The following is a 23,405-nucleotide window of genomic DNA, read 5'->3' on the forward strand; positions in this document are numbered from 1 at the left end:
ACTTCTTCTTATCTTCATTCTATTGCATTTTATGCGTCTACTCTTTGGCATTCTAGCCACACTGGGCCTGGCCGCTGGCCCTGCCTATACTTCTCTTAAAGCCCAGACTGCTGCTCCCACGACTGTTGCGGGGCAGGCCGCTCCGGCGCCGTTGCTTAGCCCCTGGACCGGCCCGTACGGCGGCGTGCCGGCGTTCGATAAAATCAAGGTCGCTGACTTTAAGCCAGCGCTGGAGGCGGCCATGGCCGAAAACCTGGCTGAAATCGATGCTATTGCCAACAACCCGCAGGCCCCCACTTTCGATAACACCATTGCCGCGATGGAGCAAAGCGGGCGGACGCTCGACCGGGTACAGACGGCCTACGGGATATGGGGCAGCAGCCTCAACGACGCGGCCTTCAGCGCCGTGGAAACCGAGATGGCGCCCCGGCTGGCCGCCATGGCTGACCAGATTTCGCAGAATGCGGCGCTGTTCAAGCGCATTGAGGCCGTGTATAACGCCCCCGAAACCAGGAAGCTGACGCCCGAGCAGCAGCGGCTGGTGGAAGTGCGCTACAAGGCCTTCGTTCGGGCCGGGGCCCGGCTCGATGCCCCGGCCAAGGCCCGCCTTTCCCAAATCAATCAGGCGCTGGCCGGCTTGTTTACGCGCTTCAGCCAGAACACCCTGGCCGATGAAAATACGCAGACGCTGGAGCTGAAAACCGAGCAGGACCTGAGCGGCCTGCCGGCGTCCCTGCGCTCGGCGGCGGCCGGGGCAGCGGCGGCAAAAGGCCTTAAATCCGTGGCCGGCGTCATCACCAACACCCGCTCTTCCGTCGACCCGTTTCTGACGTACTCCGACCAGCGGGCGCTGCGCGAGCAGGCCTGGCGCATGTTCACGAACCGCGGCGATAATGGCGGGCCCAACGACAACAACGCCATTATTACGGAGATTCTGCAGCTGCGCGCCGAGCGCGCCAAGCTGCTGGGCTACCCCACCCACGCCCACCTGCGCCTCGACAACACCATGGCCAAAACCCCCGAAGCGGCCATGGACCTCATGCTGAAAATGTGGAAGCCCGCTGTGGCCCGCGTGCACGAGGAAGTGGCCGACATGCTGGCCCTGGCCAAAAAGGAGGGGGCCCCGGCCAACTTCAAGATTGAGCCCTGGGACTACCGCTATTACGCCGAGAAAGTGCGCAAGGCCCGCTACGACCTCGACCAGAACGAGGTGAAGCAGTACCTGCAGCTCGACAAGATGCGCGAGGGCATGTTCTGGGTGGCCGGCGAGCTGTTCAACTTCAGCTTCGTACCCGTGACCAACGTGCCCGTGTACCACCCCGACGTGAAAGTGTGGGAAGTGAAGGACAAGACCAGCGGCCAGCACGTGGGTTTGTGGTACTTCGACCCCTACGCCCGGCCCGGCAAACGCTCGGGCGCCTGGATGAATGCCTACCGCAACCAGGAGCGCATGAACGGCCAGCCCGTGACCACCATTGTGTCGAACAACTCCAACTTCGTGAAAGGCAAGGAAGGCGAGCCCGTGCTCATTTCCTGGACCGACGCCACCACGCTGTTTCACGAGTTTGGCCACGCCCTGCACGGCTTGTCGAGCAACGTGACCTACCCCTCGCTGGCGGGCACGAGCGTGGTGCGCGACTACGTGGAGTTTCCCTCGCAGCTGCTCGAAAACTGGCTGCCCACCCCGGAGGTGCTCAACAAGTATGCCCTGCACTACCAGACCGGCAAGCCCATTCCGGCGGCCCTGGTGGAGCGCATAGCCAAGGCCCGCACCTTCAACGAAGGCTTTGCCACCACCGAGTTTATGGCCAGCGCCCTGGTCGATATGAAGATGCACCTGGCCGGCAGCCAGAAGATTGACCCCGACAAGTTTGAGCGCGAAACCCTGGCCGAGCTGGGCATGCCTTCGGAGCTGGTGATGCGCCACCGCACGCCGCAGTTCAGCCACGTTTTTTCGTCGGATGGGTACTCGGCCGGCTACTACTCCTACGTGTGGTCGGTGGTGCTGGCGGCCGATGCCTACACGGCCTTCACCGACGCCGGCGGCCCCTACGACAAAGCCGTGGCCGAGCGCCTGCGCAAGCACGTCTTCACCGTGGGCAATACCGTGGACCCGGCCGCCGGGTACCGCGCCTTCCGGGGCCGCGACCCTAAGATTGACGCCCTGATGAAAGAGCGGGGCTTCCCCATGGCCGGGCCGGCAGCAGGTAAAGCCGGCAAGCCGGCCGCTCCTGCCAAGAGCAAAGCAGCCCCTGCGGCCAAGCGGAAAAAGTAAGCCGCTTTGGCCTGTTGGAATTCCAGTACAGAAAAAGCCGCTTCGACCGAAGCGGCTTTTCTTTTTTGCCCCACCTTTGTAGCTCCAAACCCAAGCCCACCCCACCATGAGCGAGTCTCCGCTGAAAACCGTTACCCTCAACGATACCCACCGCAAGCTCGGCGCCAAGATGGTGCCGTTCGCTGGCTACGACATGCCCGTTCGCTACTCGTCGGACCTGGATGAGCACCACACCGTGCGCCGCGCGGTTGGCATCTTCGACGTGTCGCACATGGGCGAGTTTCGCCTGCGCGGCCCCCAGGCCCTGGACCTTATTCAGCGCGTGACCAGCAACGACGCCAGCAAGCTCAGTGACGGCAAGGCCCAGTATTCCTGCCTGCCCAACGAGAAAGGCGGCATCGTAGACGACCTGCTGGTGTACAAGCTGGCCGACGAAGACTACATGCTGGTGGTAAACGCCTCCAACATCGAGAAAGACTGGAACTGGCTGCAGCAGCACAACTCTGAAGGCGTGGAGATGGAAGACATTTCCGACCGCACCAGCCTTTTCGCCGTGCAGGGCCCCAAAGCGGCCGAAGCCCTGCAGCAGCTGACCGACGTGAACCTGGCCGGCATTCCCTACTACTCCTTCGTGCAGGGCACCTTCGCGGGCGCGCCCGACGTCATTATCTCGGCCACGGGCTACACCGGCGCGGGCGGCTTCGAGCTGTACATCCCCAACGAGCACGCCGCCATGGTGTGGGATAAAATCATGACGGCCGGCCAGGCCTACGGCATAAAGCCCATCGGCCTGGGAGCCCGCGACACCCTGCGCCTGGAAATGGGCTTCGCCCTCTACGGCAACGACATCAACGACGAGACCTCGCCCCTGGAAGCCGGCCTGGGCTGGATTACCAAGTTCACCAAGGAATTTACCAACGCGGCGGCCCTCAAGCAGCAGAAGGAAGCCGGCGTGAACAAGAAGCTGGTAGGCTTCGTGATGGACGGCCCCGGCATTCCGCGCGGCCACTACGAGCTGGTAGATGAGAGCGGTGCCAAAATCGGCGACGTCACCAGCGGCACGCAGTCGCCCAGTCTGGGCAAGGGCATCGGCATGGGCTATGTGAAGGCGGAGTATGCCGCCCCCGGCACCCAGATTTTCGTGCAGATTCGCGGCAAGAACCTGCCCGCCACAGTAAGCAAGCTGCCCCTGACCAAGGGGGCTGAATAAGTCAATTATCAATGAGCAATGAGCAGTGGACAATTGGTGATAAAGCACCGGATTGTTCATTGTTCATTGCTCATTATTCATTGTACAATTGAAACTAGACATCTGCTTTTCCCCCGAGCTGCTGCCACTCTATGAGCTGGAGGGCAAAGTGGCCGTCATCGTCGACATTCTGCGGGCCAGCAGCACCATTGTTACCGCCTTGGGTGAGGGCATCAGTGAGGTGTATCCGGTGGCCACGCTGCAGGAATGCACCGACCTGGGCTTGCAGCTCAACTGCATCACTGCCGCCGAGCGCGACGGCCTGCCGGCCCCTGGCTTCGACCTGGGCAACTCGCCCTTTGGGTTTCTGGGCGAAGGGCGGCCCCTGGCCGGGCGGGCGCTGGCCATCAGCACCACCAACGGCACGGCGGCCCTGCGGCGCTCGCACGCGGCGGCGCACATTGTAGTGGGTGCCTTTCTGAACCTGTCGGCCGTGGCTGATTTTGCCCGCCGGCAGCAGCAGGACGTGCTGGTGGTGTGTGCAGGCTGGAAAGGCATGTTCTGCCTCGAAGACACGGTTTTTGGCGGGGCCCTGGCTGCCCGCCTGCAGGGCGAGTTCGACGTAACATCTTCCGATGCCACCCTGGCGGCGCTGCACCTCTGGGAGCAGGCCCAGGCTAACTTACCCGCTTACCTGCTGCAGTCGGCCCACGTGCGCCGCCTCAACTCCCTGGAGGCGAGTCAGGACTTCGACTTCTGCATGCAGATTGATACCTACGCCCGGGTGCTGCCCCGTTGGCAGCACGAGCGGCTGGAGCTAGCGTAGCTTCTCGTTGTCCTGGTGGCGCGTAGCGTCGCGCTGCGTTTTTTTGGCCAGGTTGCGGGCCAGGGCTTCCGTCAGGTTCACCCCGGTCTGGTTGGCCAAGCAGATAACGACGAACAGCACGTCGGCCAGCTCGTCGCCGAGGTCCTTGCCTTTGTCCGATTCCTTGAACGACTGCTCGCCGTACTGCCGGGCAATGATGCGGGCCACTTCGCCCACCTCCTCGGTAAGCATGGCCATGTTGGTCAGCTCGTTGAAGTAGCGCACACCAGTGGTCTGTATCCACTGGTCGACGGTTTGCTGGGCTTGCTCAATGGTCATGATGAGGGGAATTATGAATTATGAATTATGCGGTACGTAAGACGCTCAAATAACTCATAACTCATAACTCTTTTTATAGTGGGGTATCGAGTACAATGGTTACGGGGCCGTCGTTTAGCAGGCTTACCTGCATGTCGGCTCCGAAAGTACCTGTGGGAACATCCTGGCCCAGCAGCTCGCGTACCAGGCCTACAAACTGCCGGTACAGGGGCTCGGCAATGGCGGGGCCGGCGGCGCCGATGTAGCTGGGGCGGTTGCCCTTGCGGGCGTCGGCCAGCAGGGTAAACTGGCTTACCACGAGCACTTGCCCGCCCACGTCCTGCACGCTGCGGTTCATCTGCCCGTTTTCGTCGCCGAAGATGCGCAGCTGCACCAGCTTGCGGGCCATCCAGCTCAGGGTGGCCGTATCGTCGGTGGGGGCAAAGCCGGCCAGCACCAGCAGGCCGGGGCCAATCTGTCCCGTTATTTGACTTTCTACTTCCACCTTGGCGTGGCGTACGCGCTGCACTACTAGCCGCATAGTTGTTTTGGGTTTCTGGTTCCTGCTTTCTGGCTGGTATTGATTTTAAGGCTTTGCTTTGATGAGCCGGGCTCCGGGCCCCTACAACCTCGCACCAACTATATGCCCTTTTCTTCCGCAAAGAACGGCCCGCAGCTCCCAATCCGCCACCTGCTGGCTTTAGGACTGGGCCTGCTGCTGGTGCTGGGGCTGCGCCTGTGGCGCCTGGCCGAAGCCGGCCCGGCCGACTACGACTCGGTGCGTAACTGGCAAGTGATACGGGAGCTGGCCGGCGGCAGCTTCGCCCACCTTTTTCACCACGGCAGCCCCGGGTTCCTGCTGCTGTATGTTCCGGTAGCTTGGCTGACAGCCGACTATGCAGTGTTTCAGCTGCTCAACGCGCTGCTGGCGGTGGCCGGCCTGGGCTTTTTCGCGGCCTGGGTAAGCCGGCAGGCTGCGTTAACCGCCGGGCAGGCCCTGGGCCTGGTGCTGTTGGGCGGCAGCTCCTTGCTGCTTACCTTTTCGGGCCGCGACTTCACCATGAGCTCCGGCAGCCTGCTGCTGGCGGCAGGCCTGCTGAGGAGCTATTTCCACCGCCTGCAGCACCCTAGCCCCGGCGCCTGGTACCGCGTAGCCGGGTGGCTGGCGGCCGGCCTGTGCTTCAACTACAAGTTTCTGTTTGCCCTGCCCATTCTGGCCGTGCTGGAGCTGTGGCAGCGCGACGGGCTGCTGTGGCAGCGGGGCTGCTGGCGGCGAGTCCTGCTGATTCTGGCCGCGCCCTACGTGCTGCTGAGCGCCGCGGGCACGGCCGTCGGCCTGCCCTGGTACCGCTGGCTGGGGTTCTACGTGCGCACGGTAGTTCCGGCCTCGGCCAATGTAGCCGGGCGGCAGCACACCCTGCACCTCGACCTGCTCTACTATCCGCGCTACCTGCTGGAGTTTGAGTCGCCGCTGCTGCTGGCCGGCCTGCTGGCGGCGCTGGTGCTGGTCTATCGGTTTGAAAGGCCACGGCCGGGGCAGCCGCTCTCTTTGCTGGCCTACCTGTTGGCCTGGGCCGGCTGCCTGCTGGCGGGCATGTCGCTGCTGATAAAAGCCCCGCGCGGGCTGCTTTTTGCCTACCTGCCGCTGGCGGCCCTGGCCGTGCTCAGTGGCCGCCGCCTGCTGCCCGCAGGCGCCCTGGCGGCAGTACTTGTGGGTGCCATCGGGCTGAACGTGTACCGCATTCAGCAGGAGCTGTACGCCCGCCTGCCCACTAGCTACCCGCAGGTAGCAGCCTGGCTGCAGGCCCGGGGCGCCACGCGCATTGCCAGCACGGTAGGGCAGGGGCTGGCGCCTTATCTGGGCCCTTCACAGCAGCTGGCGGTAGTCACCGACGAGCGGCAGCTGCCGGCCCTGCGCCGCCAGGGCTACGAGTACGTGCTGCTCGACAGCTACTGGCGGGTAGCCGGAGTGGCCGGCTTCGACTCCCTGCGTCGGCAGCCGCCGCGGGCGGCCTGGCCCGAGCCCCAGCTGACTGCGCCCCTGCTGTTTCTGGAGCATTCTGAGTACACCGGGCGGGGCTATAACGAAACGCGGGCTGCCCGGCAAGGGGCAGCCCGCGACTCGGTGCAGCTACGGCTGTACCGCTTATAGCGAAGCGCTATTGCACCGTGGTGGGCATGCTATTCACATCTAGGGCAGGAATGCTGGTGCGGTACTGCTGATTAATAGCGCGAATAAACGTGTTGGCCAGCAGGGCATTGCCCCGTGGCGTGAGGCTGTAGTAATCGAGCGAGTAAAAGTTGCCGCGCACCGGCTCGCCGGTGTATACCACGCCATTTACGGCAATTTCGCCGGCAATCTGGTTGAACAGCTCATCGGGCAGGTTGAGCGTGTACTTGCCATCCCGGTAGATGGGCATGCGGTACACGTCCTTGGCCAGGCGCTCCAGCTCGTTGTTGATGTTGTTGGTCGCCAGGGTCACGATGCTGACTTCGTAGTCGTCCAGCACGTCGGCCGTGCGGATGGGGTTGCGCATGTCGCGGCCGTAGGGCACCATGGTGCCGCTCACGTTTTCCATGCGGCCGATGCGCGGGATGGCCGTGGCCAGCACATAGTCGGTGTCGCCAATGAGGCGGGTGCCGTTGGTAGTCGACTCGATGTAGAGCGGGCTCTGGTCGTTGGACTGGGCCTGCAGGCGGGTTTGCAGGGCCAGGCCCTGGCCCAGGCGCAGCAGCGGCAGGCTGGTGGGGTTGGGTATGCGGGCAATAATGCCCCGCCGGTTGTTTGCCGTGAGGCGGTCCAGCACGTTCTTGATGTTGTTGCGAATCGTGGTGCCAATAAGGGGCGTCGCACAGATGCCGCCGCTGCGCACGAAGGGCATCAGGTCATCGAGGCCCAGAAAGTAGGTGAAGAACGTGGCCGAGCCGGCGGCGGTGGTTACTGCCTGCAGGTAGCTGCTGTTGGTATTGGCCGGCAGCAGCCGCTCGAAGTAGGGGTTGAACGGACTGCCGGGAGTAGCGGTGGATTGGTTGCCGAGGTTGGCCGTGCCGATTTGGCCCAGGCGAAGGCCCGGAATTCCTAGGTTCTGGGGCAGAGTAGCCACATTGCTGTTACGCTCCAGCACCCGGATGGTGTCGGCACCGCCGCAGGCATTGGGGTTGATAATCTGGCCGCGTACCGCCTGGCCGGGTACGCGCTGCACGCGGGGCAGGCCCAGGGGCGTCACGTCTATCAGGCGCAGGTAGCCCGAGCCACTGCCTTCGTTAAGAAGAGGCTGCTCGAAGGTGGCGTTTGGCGATACCAGCCGAAACTGCCGGGCCATCAGGCTGGGGTAGGAGTAGCTCTGGCTGGTGCGGGTAAGCCCACCGTTGCTGATGCCAGCCGTGTAGGTGTCGCCAACGGCCAGGTAGCGGCTCAGGTCCAGGGTCCCAGCAGAGGGCGTGGGGTTGTCCTGGCCGGGAGCGCAGCTGTTCAGCACGAGGGCTGCTGCGGCTGTCAGGCCAGCCAGGAAAGTCGATTTTGTTACGCGAAAAGCAGTCATGGAAAGCAAATGGCAAATGACGTTCAACCCTAAAAGGACATGGACACGCCCAGCGAGGCGGTGTTGATAACCGTGCGGTAGGTGCCGCTGATGTTGGAGAGCCGCTCGTTGCTGATGTTGGCCCGGGCCGTGCGCTTCTGCCCGTAGGCAAAGCTGTAGGCGCCTTCCAGCGCCAAGCGCTCGGTGAGCTGATACACCAGGCCCAGGGAGCCGCCGAGGCGGTTGGCATCGGGCAGCTCGGGGTTGATGAACTCGTCGCGCACTGGCGACTCGTCGTAGTTGGCACCGGCCAGAATGGTGAGCTTGGAGCCGGCTTGGTATTCAGCCCCCACGCGGAAGGCCAGGGCATCGTCGTAGCGTCGCGAGTTGGTGACGCGGCGGCCGGGGGCGCCGCCGCTGGCCGCCAGCTCGAAGTTTACCGAGTCCAGCGAGCTCCAGCCGGTGAGGGTGAAGTCGAAGGTGACGAGCAGGTTCTTGGTGATGCGGTCGGCCAGGCCCACGGAAAGGCTGTTGGGCAGGTTGAGCTGGCTGCTGAAGCTGGTGCTGGCCGGGTAAATGCCGGCATCGCGGGCCGGCACGTTGGCATAGGTAGCCGTGCCGTTGTTTAGCTTCAGCGCCACGCCGCTGCGGTAGCTGATGCCAAAGGCGAGGTTGTCGCCGGAGCGGCCGTACAGGCCGGCGCTGAAGCCCAGTCCCGAGCCGTTGACGTCAAACTTGGCTAGGGCCGCCGGGTCATCATACTGGCTCAGCACCCGGCTTTGGCTATACTGGCCAAAAGCGTAAATGAGGCCGGCGCCCAGGCTGAAGTTGTCGTTGAGGCGGAAGCCTACCGTGGGCTGCGCGAAGTAGGTGTTGAGCTGGCTTTCCTGCACCACGGCGCGGCCTTCCCAGCCCTCGGCCCAACGGGTGTGGTAGCCGTAGGGCGTGGTAATGGCCAGGCCCAGCGCCAGGCGCTTGGTCAGCCCATAGGTGGCGAAAGCATAGCCGCCGGGCTGCACCACCAGGTCCTGGTCGGTGCGCTGGTAGGTATCCTGGCCCACAAAGGAGCTGCGGCGCACCTGGCCCATGCCGCCTATACTTACCCGGGTGACGGAGTCAGCCCACTGGCCCAGCAGGCCGGGGTTGGCTACCATGCCGGCAATGCTGCCGATGTAGGCCGTGCTGGCACCACCCAACCCAAGAATACGCGCCCCCTGCGGGCCGGTATCAAAACCGCCGGCCTGAGCGGCCAGTGAAGTGAAAACAACAGGAACAAAGAGGAAACGAAGACGCATACGAACAGTTTGGCGAAAACAGGACGACAAAAGTACGCAGGCGGGAGCTACCGCGAAGGTTCACAGGCCCTCAAGGCCATAAAATGCCGCAAACTTTTGCGGCAGCTTGCCTGGCTGGGCTTCGAGAGCCCAAAGAAATGGCACATGCCGGTAGTGTCAGGGTTCTACTGCGGCCTCCTGGCGAGGGGCTACCTTTAACTGAGCAGCCAGCGCATGGCCGCGCCTTCGTCGAGAAAGGTTTCTACCACATAGAGCTGGTTAGGGGCCAGAATGCGGGCGTTGGCCGGCGCCAGGGCCGGGTCATCGAAGGTGGCGCGCTGGCGCAGGGGCGAGAGCAGGTAAGCCAGGCGCAGGGTGCGGGGAGCCGCCAGAGCGGCCACCTGCGGCAGCCAGGTGGTGCCAAACCACAGGGCCACGTGCGGGTCGGGCATGGGCCGCCGGCGCACGTCAATCAGCCAGCAGGCCGGGTGGTGGGGGCGGGCGGCGTCCAGGGCCTGCTCGTAGTAGCCCTGCACGTCGGCTGGCTGGGTCGGCTCCTCCAGCCAGCGCATGGTGAACACGCCCAGGTCGGGCCGGAAGGCCAGGGAAATAACGTCGTTCAACATAAGGCAGCTACCGGTAGTGGAGCGGCAAAATACGAGAAGTTACCGCTTAATCTTTAAGCTATCCAGGTGCCGCCAGTAGCGGCGGGCATTGCGCTTGTGCTCGGCGTAGGTGGCGGCGAAGTCGGAAAAGCCGCTGCCGTCAGGCCGGGCGCAGAAGAACAGGTTGTCGTTGTGGGCCGGGCGCAGCACCGCGTTCAGGCTGCTGGGGTGGGGCGTGGTGATGGGGGCCGGGGGCAGTCCCTTGTTGCGGTACGTGTTGTAGGGCGAGTCGACTTTCTTGTCCACGTTGAGCACGCGCTTGCGGGTGCCCAGTCCGTGCAGGGGCCAGAGCAGGGTGGGGTCGGCCTGCAGGGGCTGCCCGCGGCGCAGGCGGTTGAGGTACACGGCTGCAATCAGGGGCTTGTCGCTGAGCTGGGCCGTTTCGCGCTGCACGATGCTGGCCAGCACGCTCACCTGTGTCGGCGTCAGGCGCAGGGAGTCGGCCTGCCGCCGCCGCTCCGGCGTCCAGAACCGGCGGTGGCGGGCGGCGATGGTGTCGAGAAAAGCCAGGGCCGGCGTGTTCCACAGCAGGCGGTACTGCCCGGGAATAAACAGGGTGCGCACAGTGGCGGTGTCGAGGCCGTAGCGGCGTAGCAGCCCGGCGTTGTCGTCGAGTAGCAACTGCAGCTTGAAGGAGTCGGTTTCCAGCTGCCGGCTTACCTGCCGGGGCAGGTTTTCGAGGTAGTGAAAAGGCTTGAGCTCGAAGCGCACCGTGTCCTGGCGGCCGGCTTCGAGCAGCTGCAGCAGCTCCAGGTTGCTGAGGTCGGCGTCGAGGCGGTAGCGGCCGGGCTTCACCTTCTGCGGGTAGTCGCGCCAGGCGGCCAGGCGGGCGAAGTCGGCGGGCTCGTGCAGCAGCTGGTGCTTTTTCAGGGAATCAAGCACGGCGTCAAAGCCGGCTCCGGTGCGGATGTAGAGGTAGGCCGGGCCCTCGGGCAGGGCTACCACGTTGGGGCGGTAGAGCAGGCGCCAGGTGGCGTAGCCGGCTATGGCGGCAAGCAAAAGCAGGAACAGGAGCAGGGCGTAGGCCCCACCCCCGGCCCCTCCCTTGCGGGGGAGGGGAGCCTGACGATTTTGTGCTGTTAGTTCGTCAGGGTTCATTACTTATTCAAGCGTAAATTCTTTGTCCTATTATTTATTGTCGAAGCCCGGAGCAGTTTTCACGCTGAGGCCACGCGCTTTCCCCGCGGGGGAGGGGCAGGAGGGCTTATGCCCCCTGCACCAGCGCGGCTACCGCATCCTCAAACGCCTGGCGCCGGGCCTGGCGTTCAATCTGCACCGGGGCGGCAGCCCGCGACTCACAATCCGGGATGGGGCAGCGCTCGCAGGTTTCGTTTACTACCTTCAGGGGCAGGGTTGGGTCTTGCAGGAAGCGTACCTGGGCGCGCAGGTTGTCGTCGCAGCGCAGGCCTACGGTCACACTCACGGCGGGCTCGGTGGCGGAGCCGGCGCGGGCCAGGGTGAGGCAGAGGTACTCGTCGTCGGTACCAAAGTAGTGGGAGCGCTGGGCACCGATGGCCGTTTGGGGGCTGCGCAGGTCAGTGGGGGTATTGGCCCGCAGCTCGGCCAGCAGGCGCAGGCTTATCCAGCGGCGGCAGTAGTGCTCGTGCAGCTCGTTGCCGTGGGGGTTGTGCAGGCGGGCCAGGTGCAGCTCCTTGCTCAGCTCGTAGGTGGCGCCGGCATGGGCCTGGTCGAAGCGCAGAAAGAACAGGCTCTGCAGGCCGAAGTGCCGCGGCAGCAGGGTGGTGAGGCGCTGCATGAACATCTCCGGGCTCACGTCGTAGGTCGCCAGCAGGTTCATCAGCAGGTCGGCGTTCCACTTCTTGCTGCTGAACACCTGCCGCAGGTCGCGCAGCAGCGCGTCTTCCTCCATGAGTAGGGCGCTGGCGAAGTAGGACGCTTTGAAGTTGTTGAGTACCTCATCGAAGGAGCGCATCTTGGAGGTGGTGCTCACGTAGGGCCGCTCTTTCAGCTTGAGGTAGTTGAAGGCTACTTCCCGGCCCAGCACAAAGGCCTGCTGCCCCCGGCTCAGGCCCGGGCGCAGCAGCAGGCGCCGGGCTTTGGGCTGGAACACCGAGCGCAGCCGGCCCTGGGTGGCCACCGGGTGCTGGCCCAGGGTTTCGCGGTCGATGGTGTAGCCGTACTGCTCGGTTAGTACCCGCTCCAGCTGGCTCAGGTCGAAGGGGGCCCTGGTTTCGAGGCGGTGGCTGCCCACGAAGGCGCGCACGTCCTGCTCCAGGTCTTCGAAGTAGTTGTCGTGCATCTCCTGGTAGGAGCGCAGCGCGGCCAGGAAAAAGTCTTCCTGCCGCATCTCGTAGTTGCGGGCAATTTCGAAGATGGTGCTCACGAAGGCATTCATCTTCACCGGCGCGTTGGCAATCAGCTCAATGATGCGGGACGGCTCCAGGCCATACATCTCCAGCGGAAACTCCTTGAGGAGCTTGGACTGCAGCAGGTCGGAGATGGGCTCCAGGCGGCGCGGCAGCTCCAGGGAAGTAAGCTGGTCGTAGCGCACGCCCAGGGCCTTGCTCAGGCTGAGAATCTTGTCGGCCTTGGGGTACTTCTTGCCTTTCTCAATCTCGTTGAGGTAGCTCAGCGACACGTCGCAGGTGCGGGCCAGGTCGGCCGGCGACAGGCCCTGTTCCTGGCGCAGCTCGCGCAGCTTAAGGCCGAAAATGACGCGGACTACCTGGCCGTGATTGAGCATCCTGGGTAATGAGTTGGTTTTTTAATGTGCTGATGTGCTGATTCTAAACCAATAAGAAAAGCCCTTGGCTGGTGCCGGCGAGGCCTTTTTTAACTGGGTTACAGGAGTAGCAAAGGTAAGCCGCTTCGCAAATTTTCTGTTTTTAGCGAAAATTCGCTAACAAAATAAAATTCGCTTGCGTATGTTTGTCGCAGCTCAGCAGCAAATCCGATGCAAGGGCTGCGAGAAGCTTTCCTGCAGGTACTTACCATCAGCACACTTTTACCTCAGCACACCAACCCATCCACAGCTATGACATTCACCGATACTGCCCCGGCCCCGACGCCCACCTACCTCTGCCCCGAGCGGGTGCGCGTGATAGGAGAGTACACGCCCGCGTTTGCCGAGATTCTGACGCCCTCGGCCCTGGCCTTCGTGGCCGAGCTGCACCGCCGCTTCGACCAGACGCGCCGCGAGCTGCTGAAGCGGCGCGAGGAGCGGCAGGCCGATTTTGAGGCCGGCATCCTGCCCGACTTCCTGCCCGAAACCAAGCGCATCCGCGAGCAGGACTGGACGGTGGCCCCGCTGCCCAAGGATTTGCTGGACCGCCGCGTGGAAATCACCGGTCCGGTGGAGCGGAAGATGATTATCAACGCCCTGAATACCGGCGCCAAGGTGTTCATGGCCGACCTGGAAGACTCCAACTCGCCCACCTGGGCCAACGTGGTGCAGGGCCAGCTAAACCTGCGCGATGCCGTGCGCCGCACCATCTCGGTCAGCACGCCCACCAAAGAGTACAAGCTGAACGAGGAAACCGCCGTGCTCATGGTGCGCCCCCGCGGCTGGCACCTCGTGGATAAGCACGTGCTGGTCGACGGCGAGCCCATCAGCGCCTCGCTGCTGGATTTTGGCCTCTACTACTTCCACAACGCCCACGAGCTCTGCGCCCGCGGCACGGCCCCGTACTTCTACCTGCCCAAGCTTGAAAGCCACCTCGAAGCCCGCCTCTGGAACGACGTGTTCGGCTTCTCGCAGTGGTCGCTGAAAAAGCCCAAGTGCCTTATCAAAGCCACGGTGCTGATTGAAACCCTGCCGGCCGCCTTCGAGCTGAACGAAATCCTCTACGAGCTGCGCGAGCACAGCGCCGGCCTCAACTGCGGGCGCTGGGACTACATCTTCAGCTACATCAAGCGCCTGGGCCTCAACTCCGAGTTCTGCCTGCCCAACCGGGCCGTGGTAACCATGAGCGTGCCTTTCATGGCCGCCTATTCCCAGCTGGTGATTCAAACCTGCCACCGCCGCGGCGTGCACGCCATCGGTGGCATGGCCGCCCAGATTCCGATTAAGAACGACCCGGAGGCCAATGAAAAGGCCCTGGAAAAAGTGCGTCAGGACAAAGTGCGCGAAGCTACCAATGGCCACGACGGCACCTGGGTGGCCCATCCGGCCCTGGTACCCGTAGCGCTGGAGGTGTTCAACCAGCTCATGCCCGGCCCCAACCAGATTGACAACAAGCGCGCAGACCTGCGCGTGACGGCCGCCGACCTGGTGCGGGCGCCCGAGGGCAACATCACCGAAGAAGGCTTGAAGCTCAACATCGACGTGGCCATTCAGTACCTGGCATCCTGGCTGAGCGGCAACGGCTGCGTGCCCATCTACAACCTGATGGAAGACGCCGCTACGGCCGAAATCTGCCGCGCCCAGGTGTGGCAGTGGGTGCACACGCCCGGCACCGCCCTGGCCGACGGCCGCCCCGTGACGCTGGAGCTGTACCGCTCCCTGGTGCCCGGGCAGCTGGAAAAAATCAAAGCCCAGGTAGGCGAAACGCATTTTGCCAGCGGCAACTACCTCGAAGCCGCCCGCCTCTTCGACCGGCTGGTGGTGAGCGAGCAGTTCATCGAGTTCCTGACCCTGCCGGCCTACGAGCAGCTGGCCTAAAGCGACGTAGCGTGGACGCTGCGAGTCCGCGCTTGTAGGCATGCCAAACAACTTCTGACGGACGCGGACTCACAGAGTCCACGCTACAAAAAATCTGCTTTGTAAGCAGCCGGGCAGCGCCTTGCCCATTTCAAAACCAATAACCATCAACCCAACACTTTCACAACCATCATGAAAACACTGCAACAACGTACGTCCGCTCTGGCCCTGGACTGGGCGCACAACCCCCGCTGGATTGGCATTGAGCGGCCCTACTCGCCCGAGGATGTGGTGAAGCTGCAGGGCAGCATTCACATCGAGTACTCCCTGGCCCGGCAAGGGGCCGAGCGGCTGTGGGAGCTGCTGCACTCGCAGGAGTACGTGGCGGGCCTGGGCGCCCTCACCGGCAACCAGGCGGTGCAGGAAGTGCAGGCCGGCCTGCAGGCCATCTACCTCAGCGGCTGGCAGGTGGCGGCCGATGCCAACGGCGCCGGCCACATGTACCCCGACCAGAGCCTGTACCCCGTGGACAGCGTGCCGGCCGTGGTGCGGCGCATCAACAACGCCCTGCTGCGGGCCGACCAGATTCAGCACCTGAGCGGCGAGGGCAAGACGCACTGGCTGGCGCCCATCGTGGCCGATGCCGAAGCCGGCTTCGGCGGCAACCTCAACGCCTTCGAGCTGATGAAGATGATGATTGAGGCCGGCGCCGCCGGCGTGCACTTCGAAGACCAGCTGTCGTCGGCCAAGAAGTGCGGGCACCTGGGGGGCAAGGTGCTGGTGCCCACCCAGGAGGCCATCAACAAGCTGGTAGCGGCGCGCCTGGCGGCCGACGTGCTGGGCGTGCCCACTCTCATCGTGGCCCGCACCGATGCCGACGCGGCCGACCTGCTCACCTCCGACGTAGACCCCCGCGACCTGCCCTTCGTGCTGCAGGAGGCCGAGCGCACCAGTGAAGGCTTCTACCGCATCCGCTGCGGCGTGGAGGCTGCCATTGCCCGCGGCCTGGCCTATGCCCCCTACGCCGACCTCATCTGGATGGAAACCTCGCACCCCGACCTGGGCCAGGCCCGGGAGTTTGCCGAGGCTATTCACGCCCAGTACCCGGGTAAGCTGCTGGCTTACAACTGCTCACCGTCCTTCAACTGGGCGGCCAAGCTCAGCAAAGAAGAAATGCTGACTTTCCGCGAGGAGCTGGCTGCCCTGGGCTTTAAGTTCCAGTTCATTACCCTGGCCGGCTTTCATGCCCTGAACACCAGCATGTTTGAGCTGGCCAAGGCTTACCGCGAGCGCGGCATGGCCGGCTACTCCGAGCTGCAGGAGCGCGAGTTTGCCCTGCAGAAAGACGGCTATCAGGCTGTCAAGCACCAGTCGTTCGTGGGCACGGGCTACTTCGATGCGGTGCAGAACGTGGTATCGGCCGGCAAGGCCAGCACCTCGGCCCTGGTGGGCAGCACGGAGGAAGCGCAGTTTTAACCCGGTTTGGCGGATTAGTCGTCTCAGTCGGACAGTAGACTCCCGATTTTACTTGAAAACAAAAGGCCACCCAACCGGGTGGCCTTTTATTTTCAGAAGCCCTGCCAATTGGCTAGGGTGTGCCTGGCCTGGTGCTCCTATAGAAAGTGCGGGGCCGGGCTACTCAGCCTGGTTGACGGTGTAGTTTACCCGCACGTTGCCTACTGACAAGGTCGAGCTCGAGCTCGTCATGGTCACCTGTAGATAGTAGTTGAAGTTATTGTTATCAATGGTCGTAGTCGCTGGCACGGTTACCCATTGGTAAGTCGAGAAGTTATCGACGGAGGTGTAATCGGCCAGGGTGGAGGTATTACCCGTAACCTGCTGCACGGCCTGTAGCTTGATGTTGATACTATTGCCGCTTATGTTATCGCCCAGGAAGACGCTGAGGTTGGCAATAGCAGCGCCCTGAGGCAAGTGCACCGATGCCTCGAACACTCCGTTGGCCGCACCCGGGTAGAACGTGTGGTAAGGCCCTGCCAGCTTGGTAGTGGCCGAGGTCTGCGGCATGAAGTCGGCCGCGCCCAGGTGGCGGCTGTAGGCTTTGGGAGTGGCGTAGGTGTAGGCATTGGCGGCCGGCACACGCAGGTCGCCATTTACCTCCAGCTTGGCTCCGGGCGTGGTAGTACCAATGCCCACGTTGCCGGTCTCGCTGATGCGCAGGCGCTCGGTCCCGGAGGTGTAAAGCTGCAGGTCGGTCAGGTTATTGCTGCCGTTGCCGCGGTAGTAGCTCTGCACCATGGAGCCACCGACGTAACCCAGCACGCTCCCAAAGCGGGGCACGAAGCTAAGCCGGCCAATGTGCTCGCCATTGCTCAGGTCGGTGGGGGCGGCCAGCGTGCCGCCGGCGTGGCGCAGGTAGATGCCCTGGTCGCCGGGGCCGTACTCGTCAATCAGGTAATCGTCGGCGGCGCCGCCTCCCCCATCATCGTTCACGATGTGCAGGCGGCCCACCGGGGCGATGGTGCCAATGCCCACCCGCGCTTGGCCGTTGTTGCTTTCCATGGTCATCACCTGCACGTTGCCGGTGCCGGGGCTGGCGCTGCCGGCGCTGGTGGTGCTGCTGTTGAGGTAGAAGTCCAGGTTGTTGCCGCTGCCCGTCACGCCGGCGTTATGACGTGAGCGCACAAAATGGCGGTAGCCATTTCCCCGCCAGGAAAATGCCAGGGCCACGGGGTCGGAGCCGCCGTTGCTGTCGGCACCGCCCTGCACGTCGAGCATCGCTGCGGGGCTGCTGGTGCCAATGCCCACGCGCCCGCCGTTCAGCACGGTCAGGCGGGCGTTGTCGCTGCCCTCCACCACGAAGTCGCCCAGGCTGTTCTGGCCGATGTCCATAAAGCCACTGCCGGCCCCGGAGAAGCGCAGTTGGGGGCCGATGCCGCCCGTGGCTTCCAGGGCGCCCAGCAGCACGGTGCCGGCACCCGGCGCGTTGTTGTAGAGCGTGAACTGCCCGTTGGCCACTGTGGTGCGAAGCGCCCCGTTTACGTTCAGCCGGAAGCTGCCGCTGCCCGTTGTGCCAATGCCCACGCCGCCGCCGGTGCTGCTAAGGGTCAGGTGGCTGTTGCCCAGCCCCACGGTGGTATTTCCGGTGAGGGGGCCGCCTAGCTGAATATTCTGACCGGTCTTGGTCAGGCCGTTGTCGGCGGTAATAGCCGCGCCGCTGGCTGTGGCCAGCTGCTGCCAGCTGGGCACGGCCGGGGTGCCGGCATTGTAGTAAAAGCCTGCCGGGGCCCCGGTCTGAAACACGAGCAAGCCGGTAGCCGGGCTGGCCAGGGCTGCCGCATTGGCTACGCGCGGCAGCAGTACCCCCTTGGTCGTGCTGATGATGTCTAGTGCCGCCGAAGCGTCGGGGGCGGTGGTACCAATGCCCACGCCAGGCGTCTGGGCCTGGGCTGTGGTGGCAGCGGCCAGCAGCAGGGAGCCGGACAGTAGAAGTAAGTGTTGTTTCATATTAAGAAAGGTTAAAGCGTGTAAGCAACAGCAAGTGTAATCTGATTGAAAAGGTAAAGATAAAATCAAGAAATTTATATTAATTTCAGTTTGTTTATTTGTAAAGAATTAACAATCAAAATGATAGGTAAATAGTGTAATAGATGGTAAGGCAAGCATTCTTTCGCCTCAACCATAAAAAAGAGGGTCCGCCTGCCGGCGGACCCTCTTTTTTATGTGCAGGCCCGGCTGGGCAACTAGTGCAGCACCACGCGCTTGGTCAGAGTGCTGGTGCCGGCGTGCAGGCGGAGCGTGTACACGCCGGCCGACAGGCCGCTGGCGTCAACGGCGAAGCCTGCGCCGGCGGCGGTCAGCACTGCCGACTGGCTGCGTACCACCTGCCCCAGGGCATTCAGCAGCTGCGCTTCCACCTTGCTAGTGCCTGCCACGGCCGGCACCTGCACGGTAAAGGCTGCATGAGCCGGGTTGGGATAAAGCGAAACCTGCGCTGCTGTCAGGCCAGCGGTGTTAGCCAAGGCCGTTTGTGAGCGGAAAGCCAGCGCAAAGCGGCCGGTGACGGGGCCGGCGGCCTGCGAAGCCGTTACGGCGAAGGAGTAGCTGGCCAGCTGGCGGAGCGCTACTGCCTGGCCCGTAAGCGCGTCGGTCAGGTAGGCGTCGATACCGGCGGGCAGATTAGCCAGGATAGCAGCTGTGAGGCTGTAGGTGCCAGCAGCAGGTACATTCACCACCAGGGGCAGCACGGCGCCGGCCGCAAAAGCCGGGCGGCCATCGATGGCCAGCAGCTCATTGCCAGCGCTCAGGCTGGCCAGGCTCAGGCCGTTGGTGTTGGGCAGCTTCATGGCGTCGTACTGGGCGAGGAAGCCTGCGTCGGCCCCGGCTTCCGCGTAGGCGTCAAACACGTCGGTGGTGCCGGTGCTGCTGCGCAGCTCCAGCTGCACGCGGGCCCGGCTATCGGCGCTGGTACGCTGAAAGGCGGTGGCATCGGCCGTGGTGAGGCGCTGGCTGTTGCGGAAGGTGAGCGAGCCGCTGGTTTGCCCGCTGCTTACCCGCACAAAGAAGCCCTGGGCGACGGGCAGCACGGGGTTGCCGCCAATGCCGTTGACGTAGCTGCGGTAGGTGCCGCCATACTGGCTGGTGCTGGAGAACACGTAGATGGCAGCGTCGAGGTTGGTACGGTCGGCCGGAGCTACCAGGCTGTAGTTGAGGGGGCTGGGGTAGGGGTTGCCCACCAGGTGCCAGCCGGCATCAGCGTCGTTGGCCGTGCCGGCGGCGTTGCGGGCCAGCGTCAGCGTCGAGTTACCGGTGCTAAGCGCGCCGCCGAAGTCTACTACCGACGAGGCAGGGATGTTGACGGTGTAGCCGCGGCCGGTCAGCATGGGGTCGCTCAGCGAGCCCGGCGAGAACCAGCCTTTGTCGAAGCCCGATAAGTCGTTGGTCGCCGTAGCCAGGCGGGCCTGGTTGTAGCCAAACACGTTGGGGAAGGGCGTCACCAGTGCCGGGGTAGCAGAAGTGTTGTAGGCGGGGTTGACGAGGGGCGTGAAGCCCGGGGCAGCAAGGTCGGCAAAGGTGGTGCTTTGTACCGGCGAGCTGAAGTGGCGGTAGCCGGCGCCGGGGTTGAGGCTGGGGTCGATGTAGCGCTGCACGAGGGCGCTGCCGCTGACGATGCCGGTGCTGCCGTTTACCACCATCGCCGTTCCGCTGGCGCTGGAAAGCAAGGTCAGGGTCTGGCCGTTTAGGCTCAGGTTGCCGGTGCTGCCTACGGTTACCATCTGCGAAACGGCTACGGGGGCGGTCAGCGTCACGGCGCTGCTGTTCGTAGTTGTGAGGCTGCGAACCTGGCTGGGGAGGCCGCTGCCAGTGCTTTGGGCCGCGGTGCCGTTGTATACATAGCTGGCATCAGTGGAGAAGGAGCGGGTGCCGCTTACCTGCACCGAGCCAGTGGCGCCGCTGCTGCTGATGCCCGCCGCACTGCAGATGCCCAGGGTGCTGCCGGCCGCCAGGGTGAAGGTGCCGGTGCCGCCAATGGTGCTGCAGCCGTCGTTGAGTACGCCCCCGGCCTGCACCGTGAGGCCGCTGGCCACAGTTACCGGCCCACCCAGGGTGCCCACGCCGGTGCCGGTGATGGTAATGCTGTTGTAGTTGCCGGCGGGAATCGTCATGGTCGTGCTTACCACCAGGTCGGTTACTACGGTGAAGACCGGACCGTTGAAGCGCGACAGCAGGGCCGACGATACGCTAACGGCTCCGGTCGTGGCCGCGGCCGGTACGGTTACGGTAGCCGAGTAGTCGTCGGTGGGCGTAGTAAAGGGAGCTACCGCCGTGTTGTTGAAGGCCATGCCCGTAGCGTCGAGCAGGTTGGTGCCGCCCACGAGCACGCTGCTGCCCCGGGGCCCGCTGCTGGGCGTGAGGCTGGTGATGGTGGGGAAGCTGCGTACCCAGTTCGACGCCGTGCCGCTCAGGCCGAAGCCGTTCAGCGTGCCGGTGCGGCCGTTGCCGCTTTGGTCATTCAGGGTGGTCTGCCCCGCGTTGTTGCCGCCGGCCGTGCCCTGGTCGAAGGTGTAGTAGGCCACCTGGCTGCCGGGCAATGCCGAAGCCGAGCTGTACATGTCGGCCTGAATCTGGGCCTGGCTGAGCACGGCGTTGTACACGCGTACCTCGTCCAGGTCGCCGCGGTAGTTTTCGGCGAATCCCGGCTGGGTGCCCAGGGTCTGGGGGTTGGTGTTGGTGGTGATGGGGCCGTTAATCACTGCCCCGCTGGCTGTGGGCGTCATTTGTACGCCGTCGATGTACATGCGGACGGTGGTGCCGTCGTAGGTGGCCGCCACGTGGTGCCAGGTGCCGATGTTGGCCGCGTAGGGCACTGTGTACTGGCTCCAGTTGCCGCTCCGGTTCAGCCAGATGCGCAGCGAGTTCCAGGTGTCGTCGGTGCGTGGGAAAATGTAGCCCGTGTTCTGGCTGTTCGACGACTTGCACACCACGTTCTGGGTGGCCTGGCCCGTGCCCACCGGCCTAATCCAGGATTCGATGGTGAGGGCCGTGGTCAGGTTGAAAGCGGCATTGTGAGGAATGCTCACATTGTCGTCGATTCCATCGAAGCGTAAGGCGTTGTTGGGACTGCCCACCACAAACGAGGAAGTGGTGTAGCTGCTGAACTGCCCGTTGTTGGCCGGTTGCACGGTGCCCACCTGCACGCCGTTAATCAGCACGTTCAGGCGCTGGTCGTTGCTGGAGCAGCAGTTGCGCTGGGCCACCTGAAACCGCAGCTGGTACACGCCGTCGGCCAGGGTTAGGGTTTGCTGCAGCTGGCCGTTGGGCGAACCGGCCGTGCTTTGCACAAAGGCCACGGCCGAGCCGGCCGGCGCCGTGGGTGCCCCAAAGGCGCTGCCATTCACGGCAATGCCCGAGCGGGTATTAAACGACCAGGGCGCCGCCGTGGGGTTGTAGCCGTAGTTGCCGTTGCTCATGCCGCTGAAGGTTTCGAAGCTGGCATTGCCCACTGCGCCGGCCATCACCATGTTGTCCGACACGCGCACGATTTCCAGCTGGTCCACGAAAGCCGTTACGTCGGGGCTGGTGTTGCCCGTGCCCTGAATGGTGAGCACAGGGTTGGCCGCATTGGCCGCCAGCGGCATAGCCAGCAGCAACCCCAGGGCGTATTGCAGCCAGGGGCGTCTCCGCGATAGGCTCTTTCTTGTTGCAGATGGTGTAATCATTTGTAACATAGTAAAATGAGATGAAGTAAGGTGAGAAAAAAGGCAGTTGATGTTCGAGGACGAATATAGTAGAAATAGGAAGGTGAAAAGTAGCTGCGCGCAACGATGTTTTCCGCTTGCGGGCCAGAGGCTGGAAGCGCGCTTCAACAGAAGCGCTTCCCTGGCAAGCCAGCAGGATATATAGCCGCAGTATTCAGCTTGTCAAAAAAAAAGCCACCCCAAAGGGCGGCCTTTCTAGTGAAGCTATTCAGGAGTTATCAACACATTCTACTGGACACAACGCTTTATTGGTCGTCCTGCTGAATATGCTGCGCATCAGGCAGCGCTGAGGCGTGTAGCCCGCAAAATTCGTGGGTCAGGCAAACGGCTCGGCTATGTCCTCATACTTCAGGCCGTGGCGCTCGGCCGACTCGCGCAGCAGCTGTTGCTGCCAGGGGCGCAGGGCCGCGCCGGCGCCCTGCTCGATGATGTCGGCAATGAGGCGGTTGCTGAGCACCATGTTGGACATCACCGCGCCGTGGTCGGTGGCAAGGTGGCCTTTCAGGGCCATGAGCAGGCTTTCGCGGGCATCGGCGCGGGCCGCGGCCGGGCCGCTGAGGCGACGCCGGAAAGGGAAGCGGCGCTGGTCGGGCGGCAGGGGCGTTTCGGGCTCCAGCTCGGCGTGGGCCAGGTTGAGCAGCTGCTCGGCAAAGGGCGGGCGCTTCAGCTCGGGGTGCAGGCCGTTGGCGGCGCGCAGCTGGGCCACGGTTTTGATGGGCTGCCGCACCAGCTCGGCCAGCTTGTCGTTGCTGAGCACGTGGTAGGGCGGGCGGTCGAGGCGGCGGGCCACCATGTCGCGCAGCTTGTACAGCTCGCGGTACAAGGGCATTTCCTGGGGCGTGATTTTGTACTTGGCCGCGTTGCGGGCCCAGGGACGCTGGTCGTCGCGGCCGTAGCGCACGTCTTCCAGCGCCGCGTTTTCTTCCATGGCCCACTGCACCCGGTTCAGCTCGGCCAGGCGGGCCGTGAGCTTGTCGGTGAGCTCGAAGAGGTAGAGCACGTCGTTGGCGGCGTACTCTTTCTGGGCCTCGGTGAGGGGGCGCTTCAGCCAGTTCGATTTCTGCTCGCCTTTATCAACCTCAAAGCCCATCTCGGCCTGAATGAGGCGGCCCAGGGAAATGTTGTTGTCTTCGGCAGCCAGCAGGGTAAACTGCACGCTGGTATCCACGATGTTGCGGCAGTGCACGTCGAACAGCTCGTCGAGCAGCAGGATGTCGGACTTGCAGGAGTGAAACACCTTGGCCACGGCCGGGTCGCGCAGCACCACAAACAGCGGCTCCAGCCCGGCCGCCATGTCGGGCAGCTCCAGCGGGTCGATGAGATAGGCTTCCTGGCCGTCAAACACCTGAATCAAGGCCAGGTGGCGGCCATAGCGGTGGCGCATGTCATCAAATTCGAGGTCGATGGCAATGCGGGGCAGGGTGGCGAAGTGCGCGGCGGCTTGGGCAATGCCCTCGGCCGTAGTCAGGTAATGAATGGTTGGCTTCATGCAGCTGTAAAGGTAGCAGGGCCTGCAATGTTGCGGCGCCTTCGGCCCGGAA

16 protein-coding genes are annotated in these 23,405 nt (G+C 63.7%); 6 read left to right on the forward strand and 10 right to left on the reverse strand.

Translation table 11 applies throughout. The features are described 5' to 3' along the window. The first annotated feature begins 31 nt into the window (after window positions 1-31). The 3 genes from ABD919_RS00680 (at window position 32) to ABD919_RS00690 (ending at window position 4,290) form a co-directional block, all read left to right on the forward strand. Entirely contained in the window at window positions 32-2,275 is a 2,244-nt protein-coding gene (locus tag ABD919_RS00680; RefSeq protein ID WP_345232847.1) for a M3 family metallopeptidase, read from the forward strand. 106 nt (window positions 2,276-2,381) lie between these two features. Then, window positions 2,382-3,485, forward strand: a complete 1,104-nt coding sequence (gene gcvT / locus ABD919_RS00685) for a glycine cleavage system aminomethyltransferase GcvT (protein ID WP_345232848.1) — start codon at window positions 2,382-2,384, stop codon at window positions 3,483-3,485. Window positions 3,486-3,573: 88 nt separating this feature from the next. Beyond that, a complete protein-coding gene (locus tag ABD919_RS00690; protein WP_345232849.1) occupies window positions 3,574-4,290 on the forward strand; it encodes a 2-phosphosulfolactate phosphatase in 717 nt (238 codons plus the stop codon). On the opposite strand, the gene ABD919_RS00695 is transcribed toward ABD919_RS00690, so the two are convergent. Together ABD919_RS00695 and dtd are read right to left on the reverse strand one after the other, a co-directional pair. After that, on the reverse strand, window positions 4,282-4,608 hold the full coding sequence (locus tag ABD919_RS00695) for a nucleotide pyrophosphohydrolase (RefSeq protein WP_345232850.1): 327 nt from the start codon (window positions 4,606-4,608) through the stop codon (window positions 4,282-4,284). The genes ABD919_RS00690 and ABD919_RS00695 overlap by 9 nt on opposite strands. A 73-nt stretch (window positions 4,609-4,681) precedes the next feature. After that, window positions 4,682-5,128 (reverse strand): D-aminoacyl-tRNA deacylase, encoded by a 447-nt coding sequence (dtd, locus tag ABD919_RS00700; RefSeq protein WP_345232851.1) that lies wholly within the window; start codon window positions 5,126-5,128, stop codon window positions 4,682-4,684. 102 nt (window positions 5,129-5,230) lie between these two features. On the opposite strand from dtd, the gene ABD919_RS00705 reads away from it, so the two are divergent. Then, window positions 5,231-6,739, forward strand: a complete 1,509-nt coding sequence (locus ABD919_RS00705; RefSeq protein WP_345232852.1) for a hypothetical protein — start codon at window positions 5,231-5,233, stop codon at window positions 6,737-6,739. A gap of 7 nt (window positions 6,740-6,746) precedes the next feature. Here the strand turns inward: ABD919_RS00705 and ABD919_RS00710 are convergent, their stop codons facing one another. The 5 genes from ABD919_RS00710 to ABD919_RS00730 form a co-directional block, all read right to left on the reverse strand. Next, window positions 6,747-8,129 (reverse strand): hypothetical protein, encoded by a 1,383-nt coding sequence (locus ABD919_RS00710; RefSeq protein WP_345232853.1) that lies wholly within the window; start codon window positions 8,127-8,129, stop codon window positions 6,747-6,749. A gap of 29 nt (window positions 8,130-8,158) precedes the next feature. Next, the gene (locus tag ABD919_RS00715) at window positions 8,159-9,403 is read right to left on the reverse strand and encodes an OmpP1/FadL family transporter (protein ID WP_345232854.1); all 1,245 of its coding nucleotides are present in this window, start codon (window positions 9,401-9,403) and stop codon (window positions 8,159-8,161) included. A 194-nt stretch (window positions 9,404-9,597) separates the two neighbouring features. After that, window positions 9,598-10,008: a hypothetical protein gene (locus ABD919_RS00720; protein ID WP_345232855.1), complete on the reverse strand. Its 411-nt coding sequence runs from the start codon at window positions 10,006-10,008 to the stop codon at window positions 9,598-9,600. Window positions 10,009-10,047: 39 nt separating this feature from the next. Continuing rightward, window positions 10,048-11,145 (reverse strand): endolytic transglycosylase MltG, encoded by a 1,098-nt coding sequence (gene mltG / locus ABD919_RS00725; RefSeq protein WP_345232856.1) that lies wholly within the window; start codon window positions 11,143-11,145, stop codon window positions 10,048-10,050. Window positions 11,146-11,251: 106 nt separating this feature from the next. Next, window positions 11,252-12,751, reverse strand: a complete 1,500-nt coding sequence (locus ABD919_RS00730; RefSeq protein ID WP_345232857.1) for a helix-turn-helix domain-containing protein — start codon at window positions 12,749-12,751, stop codon at window positions 11,252-11,254. 291 nt (window positions 12,752-13,042) lie between these two features. On the opposite strand from ABD919_RS00730, the gene aceB reads away from it, so the two are divergent. Then, window positions 13,043-14,668 carry a malate synthase A gene (aceB, locus tag ABD919_RS00735; protein WP_345232859.1) on the forward strand — a complete coding sequence of 542 codons (1,626 nt, stop codon included), beginning with the start codon at window positions 13,043-13,045 and terminating at the stop codon, window positions 14,666-14,668. Between the two features lie 171 nt (window positions 14,669-14,839). Further along, the gene (gene aceA / locus ABD919_RS00740) at window positions 14,840-16,123 is read left to right on the forward strand and encodes an isocitrate lyase (RefSeq protein ID WP_345232860.1); all 1,284 of its coding nucleotides are present in this window, start codon (window positions 14,840-14,842) and stop codon (window positions 16,121-16,123) included. Window positions 16,124-16,282: 159 nt separating this feature from the next. Here aceA and ABD919_RS00745 read toward each other — a convergent pair whose 3' ends face one another. The 3 genes from ABD919_RS00745 to ABD919_RS00755 all read right to left on the reverse strand — a co-directional run bounded on the left by ABD919_RS00745 (window position 16,283) and on the right by ABD919_RS00755 (window position 23,353). Then, the gene (locus ABD919_RS00745; RefSeq protein WP_345232862.1) at window positions 16,283-18,112 is read right to left on the reverse strand and encodes a hypothetical protein; all 1,830 of its coding nucleotides are present in this window, start codon (window positions 18,110-18,112) and stop codon (window positions 16,283-16,285) included. Between the two features lie 236 nt (window positions 18,113-18,348). Next, a complete protein-coding gene (locus ABD919_RS00750) occupies window positions 18,349-21,744 on the reverse strand; it encodes a LamG-like jellyroll fold domain-containing protein (protein ID WP_345232864.1) in 3,396 nt (1,131 codons plus the stop codon). Window positions 21,745-22,180: 436 nt separating this feature from the next. After that, on the reverse strand, window positions 22,181-23,353 hold the full coding sequence (locus ABD919_RS00755) for a ribonuclease D (RefSeq protein ID WP_345232866.1): 1,173 nt from the start codon (window positions 23,351-23,353) through the stop codon (window positions 22,181-22,183). Window positions 23,354-23,405 lie beyond the last annotated feature (52 nt).

This window comes from Hymenobacter saemangeumensis, assembly GCF_039541835.1.
GTDB classification, from domain to species: domain Bacteria; phylum Bacteroidota; class Bacteroidia; order Cytophagales; family Hymenobacteraceae; genus Hymenobacter; species Hymenobacter saemangeumensis.